Source organism: Streptomyces eurocidicus, from assembly GCF_002891295.1.
Lineage (GTDB): Bacteria > Actinomycetota > Actinomycetes > Streptomycetales > Streptomycetaceae > Streptomyces > Streptomyces eurocidicus.
The window spans coordinates 22,631-36,256 of the sequence record NZ_LGUI01000008.1; the positions used below are offsets into that span (position 1 = coordinate 22,631).

Below are 13,626 nucleotides of genomic sequence, written 5' to 3' on the forward strand. Positions count from 1 at the left end.
GTGTTGCCGCCGGTCCGGCGGCGGCTGGACAGTATGTCTACCGCACGTGCCGCCGCGTCTGCCGGTTCGCTGTCGTGAATCGTGAGATTTGTCCGGCTTTTGCGTTATCTTTCTTTTATGGGGTAATGGGGAAAATCATGTCCTACACCGAGGTGCCCGGCGCCCGGGTTCCGATCCGCATGTGGGCCGACCCGGCCACGGTCGAGGGCGTCGCCATGCAGCAGCTGCGCAATGTCTCGACCCTGCCGTGGATCGAGGGCCTCGCGGTGATGCCGGACGTCCACTTCGGTAAGGGCGCCACGGTCGGCTCGGTGATCGCGATGCGCGGCGCGGTGTGCCCGGCGGCGGTGGGCGTGGACATCGGCTGCGGGATGTCGGCGGTGAAGACGTCGCTGACCGCGGACGACCTGCCCGCCGACCTGTCGCGGCTGCGCTCCCGGATCGAGCAGGCGATCCCGGTGGGCCGTGGGATGCACGACTCCGCGGTGGACCCGGGTCGGCTGCACGGGCTGGCGACGGCGGGGTGGGACGACTTCTGGGGGCGGTTCGACGGGATCGCGGAAGCGGTCAAGTTCCGTCAGGAGCGGGCCACGAAGCAGATGGGAACGCTTGGATCCGGAAATCACTTCATTGAGTTCTGTCTCGATGAGACGGGTTCGGTCTGGCTGATGCTCCACTCCGGCTCCCGGAACATCGGCAAGGAGCTCGCCGAGTACCACATCGGCCAGGCCCGGAAGCTGCCGCACAACCAGGGCCTGATCGACCGCGACCTCGCGGTCTTCGTCGCGGACACCCCGCAGATGGCGGCCTACCGGCACGACCTGTTCTGGGCGCAGGAGTACGCCAAGCACAACCGCGAGCTGATGATGGCGCTCTTCAAGAACGTGGTCCGCAAGGAGTTCGCCAAGGCCGCGCCGACCTTCGAGCAGGTCATCTCCTGCCACCACAACTATGTGGCGGAGGAGCGCTACGAGGGCATGGACCTGCTCGTCACCCGTAAGGGCGCGATCCGCGCCGGCAGCGGGGAGTTCGGCATCATCCCGGGCTCGATGGGCACCGGCTCGTACATCGTGAAGGGCCTCGGCAACACGGCCTCCTTCAACTCCGCGTCCCACGGCGCCGGCCGCAGGATGAGCCGCAACGCCGCGAAGAAGCGCTTCACCACGCGGGACCTGGAGGAGCAGACGCGCGGCGTGGAGTGCCGTAAGGACGCCGGCGTGGTCGACGAGATCCCCGGCGCGTACAAGCCGATCGAGAAGGTCATGGAGCAGCAGCGGGACCTCGTCGAGGTCGTCGCGAAGCTGAAGCAGGTCGTCTGCGTCAAGGGCTGACGCACGGGAAGGGGCCCGGCATCCGCGGTGGGTGCCGGGCCCCTTGCGCGTGGGCCGCGCGGGCCGGGTGTGTCAGGCGTCCTGCTGGTACCAGCGCAGCTCGACCGTGTTGCCGTCCGGGTCCTGGACGTAGAGGGACTGGCCGTCGCCGCGGGCGCCGAAGCGGGAGCCGGGGCCGTCGGTGACCGTGAAGGTGCCGGAGTCGATCACGGTCTGCCAGTCGAGGGGCTCGACGACCAGGCAGATGTGGTCGACGTTGGACTCGCCGCGGTCGCGGGCGAACAGGTCGATGATGGTCGTGGGCGAGACGCGGACCGAGGGGAAGGGCACCTTGCCCGCACGCCACTCGTCCACCCGGACCGGCTCCAGGCCGAGCGGGCCGGTGTAGAAGGCCAGCGCCCGCTCGACGTCGGTGACGTTGAGCACCAGGTGGTCGAAGCCGGTTACGCGCATGGGATTCCCCTTTCCTAGGGATTCACGGGGCCGTCCCCCCAGGACGGCCGCCGCATGAACGTAACCCTTAATGATCTTCTGCGCGAGGGTTTACAGCTCGCGGTGGACCTTGCGGTTGGCGGCCTGGGCGCGCGGGCGGACCACCAGGAGGTCGACGTTGACGTGCGGCGGGCGGGTGACGGCCCAGGCGACGGTGTCGGCGATGTCCTCGGCGGTCAGCGGCTCGGCCACGCCCGCGTAGACGGCGGCGGCCTTCTCCTCGTCGCCCCGGAAGCGGGTGACGGCGAAGCCCTCGGTCTTCACCATGCCGGGCGCGATCTCCACCACGCGCACGGGCTCGCCGCACAGCTCCAGGCGGAGGGTCTCGGCCATCGCGTGGGCGCCGTACTTGGCCGCGACGTAGCCGCCGCCGCCCTCGTAGGTGGCGAGGCCGGCGGTGGAGGAGACGATCAGGACGGTGCCGCCGTCGGGGGCGGTGCGCAGGCGGGGGAGCAGGGCCTGGGTGACGTTGAGCGTGCCGAGGACGTTGACCTCGTACATCGTCCGCCAGTCGGTGGGGTCGGCGGTCGCGACGGGGTCGGCGCCGAGGGCGCCGCCGGCGTTGTTGATCAGGACGTCGACGGCCGGGAAGGCGTCGAGGAAGGCGCCGAAGGCGGTGACGGCGGCGCGGTCGGTGACGTCGAGCTCATGGGCGACGGCCTTGTGACCCGCGGCGGTGAGCTCGGCGGCGAGCGCCTCGATCCGGTCGCCGCGCCGGGCGGTGAGCACGACGCGGTAGCCCTCGGCGGCCAGCCGGCGGGCGGTGGCGGCGCCGATTCCGCTGCTCGCGCCGGTGATGACTGCGGTGCGGGTGCTCATGAGGGGCCTCCTGGGGCGCAAGCGACGTGGCAGATCCGTGCGCAGGATATGCGGCGGGTGTGCCGGGGGCGGCGGCCGCCCGTGGTGTTCCGGCCGGGGCGCCCGGGGTGTCCGTGGCGGCCGTACGCGGGGGCCCTGGCGGTCGTAAGAGGGGCCCTGGCGGTCGTACGCCGGTGCCTCGGCGGTCGTACGTGGGTGTCCGGGGACGGTCGTGTCTCGGGCCGGGGGTCCGTGGCGGCCGTACGCGGGGGTCCTGGCGGTCGTACGCCGGGGCCTTGACGGTCGTACGTGGGTGTCCGGGGACGGTCGTGTCTCGGGCCGGGGGTCCGTAGCGGCCGTACGCCGGGGCCTCGACGGCCGTTATGCCGGTGTCCGGGGAACGGCCGTACCTCCGTGTCCGCGGCGGGCGTCCGTCAGCGGTCGCGGGGGACGTACATGATGATCGCGACGCCGATCAGGCAGACGAGCGCGCCGAGGACGTCGTAGCGGTCCGGGCGGTAGCCGTCCGCGACCATGCCCCAGGCCAGCGAGCCCGCGACGAAGACCCCGCCGTACGCGGCGAGGATGCGGCCGAAGTCGGCGTCGGGCTGGAGCGTGGCGACGAAGCCGTAGGCGCCCAGGGCCACGATCCCGGCGCCGATCCACGCCCAGCCCCGGTGCTCGCGGACGCCCTGCCAGACGAGCCAGGCGCCGCCGATCTCCAGCAGCGCGGCGAGGACGAAGAGGGCGACGGAACGCAGGGGGAGCATGGCAGAAGGCTACGACCGGCCCGGGACCGGCAGGGGCGGGAGGCGGGCCGGGGAGCGAACGGACCGGCCGGAGGCCCACCCTCCCCTGGCGGGGACACCGGCCGGTCCTTCCTCGACCGCGGAGGGACCGGCAGGGGCGGGAGGCACCCGGAGCGTCCGCGGGAGGGTGCGGCCGGGGGCCGGGGCCACGGGCGTCACCCTAGGGCACGGGCGGGCCCTCCGGAAGGCGGCCCGGGCCCGGCGGCGAGAGTCTCGGCCAACCCCCGACGGGGGCCGCGCCGACGGGGGGCCGCGCGGAAACATGCGTAGGGCGGACCTCGTCACCCAACCACGGATCGCCCCCGGGCACGGTCGAATTCCGACGTTTTTCATACCTTCAGGGGCCTGGAGGCATGGCCCCTTCTGAGGAAAGACCGTGGGCCATACCTTTGCAGGAGCCACCCCGGACCCTGGTGGCGGCGGTGCCCGAGGAGCTGGCTCCCGGGGCCGTCCGGCCTGGTCCGAGCGGGGGAAATCGTCATGACGGAGTGGCAGGGCGCGGCCAGGATCCGTGTGGTCGGCCGGTGGGGCGTGCTGGAGCTGGCGGGTGAGGCCGATGTGGCGGCCGTGCCGGAGATGGAGGCACTGCTCCTCCGGCTCGTGGCGCTGGGCAAGCCCGTCGTCGTGGTCGACCTGCGGCAGGTGACCTTCTTCGACTGCGCCGTCCTGGGCGCGCTGTACCGGGCCCGGGGCGGGGTGCTCGCGGCGGGCGGCGCCTTCGAGGTGCTGTGCACCCGGCCGTGGGCGCTGAAGGTCATGCGCGTGGCCGGCCTCCTGGAGGTCTTCCGGCCCGTCGCCTCGCTGACGGATCTGGCCGATCTGGAGGACCTCGACGGCAGCCCCCGCAAGGGCACCCGGGCGTAGGGTGAAGACGGCGGGCCGCTCGTTCCGGGCGGCACGTATCGGACAGGCCCGGGAAGCAGGTGCCGGCGGTGGCGACCAGCACGGGCATGGCCCGGGTGCTGCGCGAGCTGTCCTCGCGGTCGGGCCCGGGACCGATCTGCGGGGATCCGCTGGAGTGCGCCCGCGTCCTGGGCGTGGACGGCGTGGCCGTCTCCCTCGTCACGAGCGGTGCCCTGAGCGAGCTGGTGTGGTCGTCCCCGGGGGCCAGCGAACGCCTTGAGGACGAGCAGTACACGCTGGGCGAGGGCCCGGGGGTGGACTCCGTCAGCTCCTGCGCGGTGGTCGTGGAGCCGGATCTGGCGCGGGTCCGCCCCGACCGGTGGCCGGTGCTGCTGCCCGCGCTGGCCGGGCTCGGTGTGGGCGCCGTCTTCTGCTTCCCGTTGCGCATCGGCGGTGTGTGCCTGGGCGTGCTGACCGCGCAGCGGGCCGTGCCGGGCCCGCTGACGGCGGCCGCGATGGACGACGCCCTGATCCTGTCCGCCGCGGTGACCGCGGTGGTGCTGGACGGCGGTGCGCGGGCGGAGACGCTCGCCACGGCCGAGTCCGGGGCCCCGCTGCACCGGGCCGCGGTCCACCAGGCCAGCGGCATGATCAGCGTCCAGGCGGGGGTGACCGTCGCCCAGGCCCTGATCCTGCTGCGGGCCCACGCCTACCGCCATGAGACGCCTCTGCTACGGGTCGCCGAGGACGTGGTCGCCCGCCGTCTGCGCTTCCGACACACTGGTGACGGGCCGGACCCGTCTTCGAGAAGAAAAGGGGATGATGGCCATGGCTAGCCAGCAACGCACGCTGGAGATCCTGGTCGAGGCCGTGGACTCGCTCATCGACGACTTCGACTTGATCGACTTCCTGCACAGGCTCGCCGCCCGCTGTGTCGAACTGCTCGACATCGACGCGGTCGGCGTGATGATCGTCGACCCCTTCGGCGAGCTCCAGGTCATCGCCGCCTCCGACGAGCACACCCGGCTGCTGGAGCTGTTCGCCCTCCAGCACGACCAGGGGCCGTGTGTGGAGTGCTACCGCACCGGGCACGCCCAGCTCGACATCGATCTGGAATCCCCCCGGGTCACAGCCGAATTCGGGCCCTTCGCCGCCCGCGCCCGGGAGGCCGGCTTCCGGACCACCCACGCCATCCCCATGCGGCTGCGCCACCAGATCATCGGTGCGGTGAACCTCTTCCACTCCCGCGCCGAGAAGCTCTCCGAGTCCGACGCCCAGCTGGCCCAGGCGCTGGCGGACGTGGCGACGATCGCCATCCTTCAGCAGCGCACCATCGAGCAGGGCAATGTCGACAAGGCGCAGTTGCAGGCCGCGCTGCACAGCCGGGTGGTCATCGAGCAGGCCAAGGGAGTGCTGGCCGAGCGCTGGCAGATCGGCCTGGACGCGGCGTTCGAGGCCCTGCGGAGCTATGCCCGTCCCCGCCGGCTGCGGCTGGCGGACCTCGCCCAGCAGGTGGTCCAGGGCACGCTGGACACCGCGGAGCTCGCGCCGCGCTGAGCCGCCGGGGCCCCGGGTCCGGCCGGGATCAGGGCCAGACGAGGCAGTAGGGCTGGTGGCCGTTCTCGTGCAGGCGGCGGGAGAAGTCCTGCCACTCGCGGAGGAGCTGGTAGACGGTGAACGCGTCACGCGGGCCGCCGCGGTCGGGGACCGTGGACCAGATGAAGGCCGCGGCGCCCACCGCCTCCTCGCCGACCCCGCGCAGTGGGTCGACCACGGTCATGGGGAGTTTGACGACCGCGTAGTCGGGGTGGAGGACGACCAGTTCGAGCGGGGGGACCTTGTGCAGGGGTATGCCCTCGATGCCGGTGAGCACCATGGCGGCGACCGTTTCCGGCTTGATCCTGGTGAACATGCCGCCCATGCCGAGCTCGTCGCCGCCGAGTTCCTCCGGGCGCATGGAGATCGGGACGCTGGCCGCGGCCGCACTGTTGGGTGCCCCGAAGTATTTGTAGGTCACCCCCACCCGGCCACCACTCCTGCTGATCTCCGTGCCGTCCACGCCGGGCGTGCCGTCTTCTTCGCGCCGGCCCCTGTGGCGCCCCCTGCGGGACCTCTGGGCTCGCTCGGGGCCCAGGTCATCGGTGCCCTCGCCCAGTCCGCCACCGCGATGCATATCTCCACCCGACCGCTTTTTTACGCAGGGCAGCCCCCGCCGCGCAACCCGATCATCGTCTCAGAGACCTCCCCCGTGAAGAGCGCGCGAAACGCCCGAGGGCGAGTCCCCGGCAGGCTCTGAGACCATGGCTAGCGTGAGCTACCCATATGATGCCCAAGCTTCGCATGGTTGAGGTAGTTGGGGTAGTGTCCCAACATGCCGGCAAACTCGAAAGCTGGGCACCCGGAGCACGTCTCTACCGCGCTCCGGGTAGCAGCAGGGTATACCCGTCAGTCGAAGAAGAAGACCGACAAGTCGGAAGCCAGTCCGCAAACGCAGGACCAGGCCACGGAAAGAAAAGCGCGAGACCGGGGCTGTAGTTTCGCGGGGCATTATCGCGATATCGGCGTATCCGGTTACGATCCGGGCGCGAAGCGAAAGAATTACGAGCGGCTGCTCAATGATTGCCGCACCGGGAAAATCCAAGAAATCGTCGTATTCAACGTCACTCGGTTCTCCCGCCGGGAGCCGAAGGATGCGATTCCTGTCGTCCTTGAGCTGTTTTCGCTCGGGGTCACCATCACTTCCGTCTCCGAAGGATCCTTCTCCTCTGCCAGCACGATGGAACTCATCATGCTGATCATGAGGTTGGACGCTGCCCATCAGGACAGCAAGAACAAGAGCGAAGCCATATCCGGCGCCAAGCGTCTGGCGAAGAATCTGGGTGGCTGGACGGGCGGAACTCCCCCGTACGGCATGGAGAGTTATCCCGAATCCGTGACTCGGATGGTGGACGGGAAGCCCGTGACCGTCACGATTCGATCGCTCCGCCCTGTGGCGCGGAAACCGGACGGAACGGACCCTGCCAGCGTGGTCCTGCGTGTCGTGGATCGGATCTTCGACTTCAAGAGTCGCCCATGGGCCGGAAAGAAGAACGCTCACCCCGCTTCCCCCGGAGGTATCGGCACCTGGCTGAACCGGACCGGTGTGCCGAGCCGGAAGGGCACCGGGTGGCGGAACCCCACCGTGAACCGGATGCTCGCCGACCCTCGATTGGCCGGGTTCGCGGCCGAGCCCCTGTATCGGAAGGACAAGGACGGGAACCCGACGCGGACGCTGGACGGCTACAGGATTCTCCGTGACGAGGAAACGGGTGATCCGATCGTCATCGGAGAAGCGCTCATCCCGCCCGCCCGCTGGTTTGAATTGCAAGAATGGCTGTCCGAGAAGGAATGGTTGTCCGGGCGCACCAGTGCCGCCGATACGTCACGGTCGGAATATCTGCTGACTGCCATGGACGTACTCAAATGCGAGTGCGTTCGCCCCCTCACGGGGTCGCCGGGCATCTATAAGTGCTCCCGGGCCAAGGGCGTGCAGGTGCCCGGTGAGCATGTGGGCGGTCTCACCATCAACCAGAAGGAAGTGGACGAGCACGTTGCCCGCCGGATCATGGCCGTCCTCATGGCGGCGCAGGATGATCCGGAGCCCGAGATTCTCGACATCCTGGAGGAAGCGGCGCGCCGTCTCGCCCAGGTGCGGGAACAGCCGGAAAGGCGGGGCGAACGCGCTGCGCTCATGGGGGAGCGCACGGACGTCACCAACGCCATCAAACAGCTCTACGACGATCTGGACTCGGGCATCTATGCCGGCCGGATCGGCCGGGCCCGCTTCCTGAGCGACAAGGAGCGTCTCGAAGGCCGTTTGGAGGCCATCGAGCGTCGTATCGGCGAGGTGGGAGGTCCGGAGCGGCCGGCGCTGCCCATCGAGCAGTGGACGGCGAGTGAGGACGGCGACCCCTTGGGCCCGGGATCTTGGTGGGAGACAGCGGCCGTCGCCGACCGTCGGCTGTTGGTCCGACTGTTCGTCGACGAGGTCCGGGTGGCCAAGGCGACGTACCGGGGTGGGACCAAGCGTGTGTGCCGGGCGGCGGAGCGCGTGACGGTACGGATGGCCCGGCGGCAGCGGAAGGACTGCGTGAGACCCGGCAGCGGCGGCCCCATGCCGACCGTGCCGTATGAGGCAGGGACGTAACCTGTCGGCATGGCGAATCAGTACGTAGCAGGGGCTCCGGAGGGCCCGCCCGGGGTCGGCCTGACCACCCTGCCGGCGGCGGTCCGGGCCGCGGCTCGCGCGTGCGGCCAGCAGGTCCTTCGGGACGTGAGTCAGAGCAAGTCGTGGGCGAACGGAGCGCACCAGTGAATGAAAAGCCGCAGGTCAGGCCCGAATTGCCCTATGCGTATGAAGCGCCGGTCTCGCAGAGCCTCTTCGACCGCGCGTCTGCCGTGACACCCGGTGGCGTGAACTCTCCGGTGCGCGCGTTCCGGGCCGTGGGCGGTACGCCCCGGTTCATGGTGTCCGGTAAGGGTCCGTACCTCACGGACGCCGACGGCCGGGAGTATGTGGACCTCGTGTGCTCCTGGGGTCCGATGATCCTCGGGCACGCGCGTCCCGAGGTGATCGCGGCCGTTCAGGAGGCCGTGGCCCGCGGTACGTCCTTCGGCACGCCCGGCGAGGGCGAGGTCGCGCTGGCCGAGGAGATCGTCGCCCGGGTCGAGCCCGTGGAGCAGGTGCGCCTGGTGTCGTCGGGCACCGAGGCGACCATGTCGGCGATCCGTCTCGCGCGGGGCTTCACCGGCCGGGCCAAGGTGATCAAGTTCGCCGGCTGCTACCACGGCCATGTGGACGCGCTGCTGGCCGCGGCCGGCTCCGGCGTGGCGACGTTCGGGCTGCCGGACACGCCCGGGGTGACCGGCGCGTCCGCCGCCGACACGATCGTGCTGCCGTACAACGACCTGGAGGCCGTGCACGAGGCGTTCCACGCGCACCCGGGCGAGATCGCCTGTGTGATCACGGAGGCGTCGCCGGGCAACATGGGCGTGGTGCCGCCGCGCCCGGGGTTCAACGAGGGCCTGAAGACAGCCTGTGCGAAGAACGGCGCGCTGTTCATCTCCGACGAGGTGATGACGGGCTTCCGCACCAGCAAGGCCGGCTGGTACGGCGTCGACGGGGTGAAGCCGGACCTGCTGACCTTCGGCAAGGTCATGGGCGGCGGCTTCCCGGCGGCGGCGTTCGGCGGCCGGGCCGATGTGATGGGCCACCTGGCCCCGGCGGGCCCGGTCTACCAGGCGGGCACGCTCTCGGGTAACCCGGTGGCGACGGCGGCGGGCCTGGCCCAGCTGCGGCTGCTGGACGACGCGGCGTACGAGAAGGTGGACGCGGTCTCCGCGGAGATCCGGGGGCTGGTGACCGAGGCCCTGACCAAGGAGGGCGTGGCGCACCGCCTCCAGGTGGCGTCCAACATGTTCTCGGTGTTCTTCACCGACCGCGAGGTGCTGGACTACGAGCAGGCGAAGGCGCAGCAGGCGTTCCGCTTCAATGCGTTCTTCCACTCGATGCTGGCGCAGGGCGTGTATCTGCCGCCCTCCGCGTTCGAATCCTGGTTTGTGTCGACGGCGCACGACGGCGCCGCGATCGAGCGGATCGCGGTGGCGCTGCCGGCCGCGGCCCGGGCGGCTGCCGAGGCGACGGAATGATGGACGGTATGACCAGCGATGTGAACGGGGCCCGGAGGGCCAAGGGCGACGAGCTGACCGTCGTCCATCTGATGCGGCACGGCGAGGTGCACAACCCGGAGGGTGTGCTTTACGGGCGCCGGCCCGGGTACCACCTGTCGGAGCTCGGGCTGCGGATGGCGGACCGGGTGGCGGAGCACCTGGCGGGGCGGGACATCACCCATGTGGTGGCGTCGCCGCTGGAGCGGGCGCAGGAGACGGCGCTGCCGATCGCCAAGGCGCACGCGCTGGACCTGGCGACGGACGAGCGGCTGATCGAGGCGGAGAACGTCTTCGAGGGCAAGACGTTCGGCGTCGGTGACGGCGCGCTGAAGAAGCCGGCCAACTGGAAGTACCTGACGAATCCTTTCCGCCCTTCGTGGGGCGAGCCGTACGTCGAGCAGGTCGTGCGGATGATGGGTGCGCTGGGTGCGGCGCGCGATGCCGCGCGTGGTCACGAGGCCGTCTGTGTGAGCCATCAGCTGCCGATCTGGATCGTGCGGAGTTTCGCGGAGCGGCGCCGGCTCTGGCACGACCCGCGTAAACGTCAGTGCACGCTGGCGAGCCTGACGACGTTCACCTTTAGGGGGGACAAAATCGTGTCGGTGGGCTACAGCGAGCCGGCCCGGGATCTGGTTCCCGCGCACCTTCTCGCGGGCGCGAAGCCGGTAAAGGGCGGGGCCAAGGCGTTCGGCGCCTGAGAGTAAGGCATGGGCCGGAGTTTCGCGGCTTGAAGCATAAAGTCCGGTAAGTCTCCGTAAAGACCGGCAAAAACGCGCAACCGCTCTGCTCGGCGCGCCCTCTCACGCAATGTCGTTTTATATGGACGACAAGATGCGTAGGGGGCACGTCGAGCAGGGACGGAGACGATATGCGCGACATCAGCCGACGAGGTCTCCTCGGCATGGGTGTGGGAGCGGCCGCCGCGGTGGGCGTCGCGGGGTGCTCCTCCTCCCCGGCCGGCGTCGACGATCCCTCGGCGAAGGCGAGCCAGCGGGCGAAGGCCAGCCCGATCGGCGACGGGTCCACCGCCGACGCCGGAGCCCAGCCCAACCAGCCGCCCAAGCCGGAGCGGCTGGAGCCGGGACAGCGGCCCCCGCAGTTCGTGATCTTCTCCTGGGACGGCGCGGGCGAGGTCGGGAACGGTCTCTTCCCGCGCTTCCGGGAGCTGGCGCGGGACCACGGGGCTCGGATGACGTTCTTCCTGTCCGGGGTCTACTGCCTCCCGGAGTCCAGGAAGAATCTCTACAAGCCGCCCAACAACCCGGTCGGCGCATCGGACATCGGCTATCTGACCGATGCCCACATCAGGTCGACGCTGGAGAACCTGCGCGCGGCGTGGCTGGAGGGGCACGAGGTCGGCACCCACTTCAACGGGCACTTCTGCGCGGGCTCCGGCTCGGTCGGGAACTGGACGCCCGAGGACTGGGAGTCCGAGATCGAGCAGGCCGTCTCGTTTGTCACCGAGTGGCGGACGAACACCGGATTCAAGGATCTGGAGCCGCTCCCGTTCGATTACCGCAAGGAGCTCGTCGGCGCCCGTACGCCATGTCTGCTGGGGCAGGACAATCTGCTGCCGACGGCGGCGAAACTGGGCTGGCGGTACGACGCGAGTTCGCCGGGCGGCCTTCAGATGTGGCCCAAGAAAAGGCAGGGCCTCTGGGATCTGCCGTTGCAGCAGATACCCTTCCCCGGCCATTCGTTCGAAGTCCTCTCGATGGACTACAACATCCTGGCCAATCAGTCGAAGAACACCACCCGGGGACCCCGAGCCAACTATCCGGACTGGCGGCGGCAGGCGACGGATTCGTACATCGCGGGCTTCGATCGCGCGTACGAGACGAACCGGGCGCCCTTCTTCGTGGGCAACCATTTCGAGGAGTGGAACGGTGGCATCTATATGGATGCCGTCGAAGAGGCGTTCAAATACATAGCCGACGACAAGCGCAAGGACGTCCGGGTGGTCTCCTTCCGGCAGTTCGTCGACTGGCTGGACGCCCAGGACCCGGAGGTCCTGCGGGGGCTGCGCAAGCTGGACGTCGGGCAGAAGTGGCGGGCCCGTATCGACTGAGGCGCCGGCGGGGGCGGCAGGGGGCGGCAGGGGTCCTAGGGGGCGAAAGGCGTGAAAGGCGGGCGGAGAGGGGGCGACGGGCCGTCGTACGGCGGCCTCCGACCCGTTCGAGGGGACCCGGAGGGGGGTGCGGAAGATCCCTAAACGGACCATGCGAAACTTTTCACATGAGTGCCTGCCGCGCCTTTCGACGCCCTGTCCCACGCCGGCGTACCACCCTGCCGGCCGTCTTCGCCGCCGTCGCGGCCATGGCCCTGACCGCCTGCGGTTCGGGCGAGAACCCGAAGAGCGGGGGGCAGACGCAGTTTGTGCAGGGCGCGGGCGGCGTCAGCGTCGTCAACGACAAGAGCGCCCGGCAGAGCGCTCCCGGGCTCGACGGCAAGACGCTGGAGGGCAAGGCGCTCGACCTCGGCAAGGAGTACAAGGGCAAGATCGTCGTCCTTAACGTCTGGGGCTCCTGGTGCTCGCCCTGCCGGGCCGAGGCCAAGAACCTCGTCACGGTCGCGGGCGACTACAAGAGCAAGGGCGTGGAGTTCGTCGGGCTCAACACCCGCGACGCCGACCCCGCCCCGGCGCTCAAGTTCGAGAAGGAGTTCGGGGTCCCCTACCCCAGCTTCTACGACTCCGCGGGCGAGCTGCTGCTGCGCTTCCCCAAGGGCAGCCTCAACCCCCAGTTCATCCCCTCGACCGTCTTCATCGACCGCGACGGCAAGATCGCGGCGCGGGCCATCAAGGCACTGAGCGAGGAAGAGCTGCGCAAGACGCTCGACCCGCTGGTCGCGGAGAAGTGACCTCGTGACCCCCGTGATGACCACCCTGGCGGCCAACGCCGGGGACATGAACCAGACCGTCCTCACCGGGGCGCTGCTGCTCGCCCTGCCCATCGCGGTACTGGGCGGGCTCGTCTCCTTCTTCTCGCCGTGCGTCCTGCCGCTCGTACCCGGCTACCTCTCGTACGTCACCGGGGTCGGCGGCACCGACCTCGCCGAGGTCAAGCGCGGCCGGATGGTCGCCGGCGCGTCCCTCTTCGTCCTCGGCTTCAGCGCGGTCTTCGTCTCCGGCGGCGCCCTCTTCGGCAACTTCGGCTACGACCTCCAGCGCTACCAGCACGTCATCAGCAAGGTCCTGGGCGTCCTCACCATCGTGATGGGCCTCGCCTTCATGGGCCTGCTCTCCCGCTTCGGTCAGCGGGAGTTCCGCTTCCACCGCAAGCCGGCGATGGGCCTGGCCGGCGCGCCGCTGCTGGGCGCCATGTTCGGCGTCGGCTGGGCGCCCTGCGTGGGCCCGACGCTCGCCTCCGTGAACCTGCTGGCGATGAACCAGGGCAGCGCCGGGCGCGGCGCGCTGCTGATGTTCGCCTACTGCCTCGGCCTCGGTGTGCCCTTCATACTCGCCGCGGTGGCCTTCCGGCGCGCTCTCGGCGCGTTCGGCTGGGTCAAGCGGCACTATGCGTGGGTCATGCGGACCGGCGGTGTCATGCTCGTCGCGGTCGGTGTGCTGCTCCTCACCGGCGCCTGGGACCACATCATCGGCCAGCTGCAGGTGTGGTCCAACTCCTTCGTCCCCGAGGTCTGAT

General features: G+C 70.0%; 14 protein-coding genes. 10 read left to right on the forward strand and 4 right to left on the reverse strand.

What is annotated here, in order from left to right:
• Nucleotides 1–137 precede the first annotated feature (137 nt).
• Nucleotides 138–1,331, forward strand: a complete 1,194-nt coding sequence (locus tag AF335_RS22150; protein WP_102920221.1) for an RtcB family protein — start codon at nt 138–140, stop codon at nt 1,329–1,331.
• A 72-nt stretch (nt 1,332–1,403) separates the two neighbouring features.
• Here the strand turns inward: AF335_RS22150 and AF335_RS22155 are convergent, their stop codons facing one another.
• From AF335_RS22155 to AF335_RS22165, 3 genes are all read right to left on the reverse strand, one after another.
• Complete coding sequence (locus AF335_RS22155; protein ID WP_102920222.1) at nt 1,404–1,784, reverse strand: VOC family protein; 381 nt, start codon at nt 1,782–1,784, stop codon at nt 1,404–1,406.
• 90 nt (nt 1,785–1,874) lie between these two features.
• The gene (locus AF335_RS22160) at nt 1,875–2,642 is read right to left on the reverse strand and encodes an SDR family NAD(P)-dependent oxidoreductase (protein WP_102920223.1); all 768 of its coding nucleotides are present in this window, start codon (nt 2,640–2,642) and stop codon (nt 1,875–1,877) included.
• 413 nt (nt 2,643–3,055) lie between these two features.
• Entirely contained in the window at nt 3,056–3,391 is a 336-nt protein-coding gene (locus tag AF335_RS22165) for a YnfA family protein (protein ID WP_102920224.1), read from the reverse strand.
• 519 nt (nt 3,392–3,910) lie between these two features.
• Between AF335_RS22165 and AF335_RS22170 the strand changes: the two genes are divergently transcribed.
• From AF335_RS22170 to AF335_RS22180, 3 genes are all read left to right on the forward strand, one after another.
• Entirely contained in the window at nt 3,911–4,294 is a 384-nt protein-coding gene (locus tag AF335_RS22170) for an STAS domain-containing protein (protein WP_102920225.1), read from the forward strand.
• Between the two features lie 68 nt (nt 4,295–4,362).
• A complete protein-coding gene (locus tag AF335_RS22175) occupies nt 4,363–5,109 on the forward strand; it encodes an ANTAR domain-containing protein (RefSeq protein WP_244927125.1) in 747 nt (248 codons plus the stop codon).
• On the forward strand, nt 5,102–5,830 hold the full coding sequence (locus AF335_RS22180; RefSeq protein ID WP_311775621.1) for a GAF and ANTAR domain-containing protein: 729 nt from the start codon (nt 5,102–5,104) through the stop codon (nt 5,828–5,830). Before AF335_RS22175 ends, AF335_RS22180 begins: the two co-directional genes overlap by 8 nt.
• A gap of 28 nt (nt 5,831–5,858) precedes the next feature.
• On the opposite strand, the gene AF335_RS22185 is transcribed toward AF335_RS22180, so the two are convergent.
• Nucleotides 5,859–6,446 carry a hypothetical protein gene (locus tag AF335_RS22185; RefSeq protein ID WP_102920227.1) on the reverse strand — a complete coding sequence of 196 codons (588 nt, stop codon included), beginning with the start codon at nt 6,444–6,446 and terminating at the stop codon, nt 5,859–5,861.
• Nucleotides 6,447–6,644: 198 nt separating this feature from the next.
• Here AF335_RS22185 and AF335_RS22190 point away from each other — a divergent pair, with 198 nt between their 5' ends.
• The 6 genes from AF335_RS22190 (at nt 6,645) to AF335_RS22215 (ending at nt 13,625) form a co-directional block, all read left to right on the forward strand.
• The gene (locus AF335_RS22190) at nt 6,645–8,459 is read left to right on the forward strand and encodes a recombinase family protein (protein ID WP_102920228.1); all 1,815 of its coding nucleotides are present in this window, start codon (nt 6,645–6,647) and stop codon (nt 8,457–8,459) included.
• Nucleotides 8,460–8,653: 194 nt separating this feature from the next.
• Entirely contained in the window at nt 8,654–9,961 is a 1,308-nt protein-coding gene (gene hemL, locus AF335_RS22195; protein WP_221505809.1) for a glutamate-1-semialdehyde 2,1-aminomutase, read from the forward strand.
• Between the two features lie 8 nt (nt 9,962–9,969).
• Nucleotides 9,970–10,680 (forward strand): histidine phosphatase family protein, encoded by a 711-nt coding sequence (locus AF335_RS22200; RefSeq protein WP_102920489.1) that lies wholly within the window; start codon nt 9,970–9,972, stop codon nt 10,678–10,680.
• Nucleotides 10,681–10,850: 170 nt separating this feature from the next.
• On the forward strand, nt 10,851–12,050 hold the full coding sequence (locus AF335_RS22205) for a polysaccharide deacetylase family protein (protein WP_102920230.1): 1,200 nt from the start codon (nt 10,851–10,853) through the stop codon (nt 12,048–12,050).
• A 167-nt stretch (nt 12,051–12,217) separates the two neighbouring features.
• Nucleotides 12,218–12,841: a TlpA family protein disulfide reductase gene (locus tag AF335_RS22210; protein ID WP_102920231.1), complete on the forward strand. Its 624-nt coding sequence runs from the start codon at nt 12,218–12,220 to the stop codon at nt 12,839–12,841.
• A gap of 16 nt (nt 12,842–12,857) precedes the next feature.
• Nucleotides 12,858–13,625, forward strand: coding sequence for a cytochrome c biogenesis CcdA family protein (locus AF335_RS22215; protein ID WP_102920490.1), 768 nt, complete (start codon nt 12,858–12,860; stop codon nt 13,623–13,625).
• The last annotated feature ends 1 nt before the right edge of the window (nt 13,626 follow it).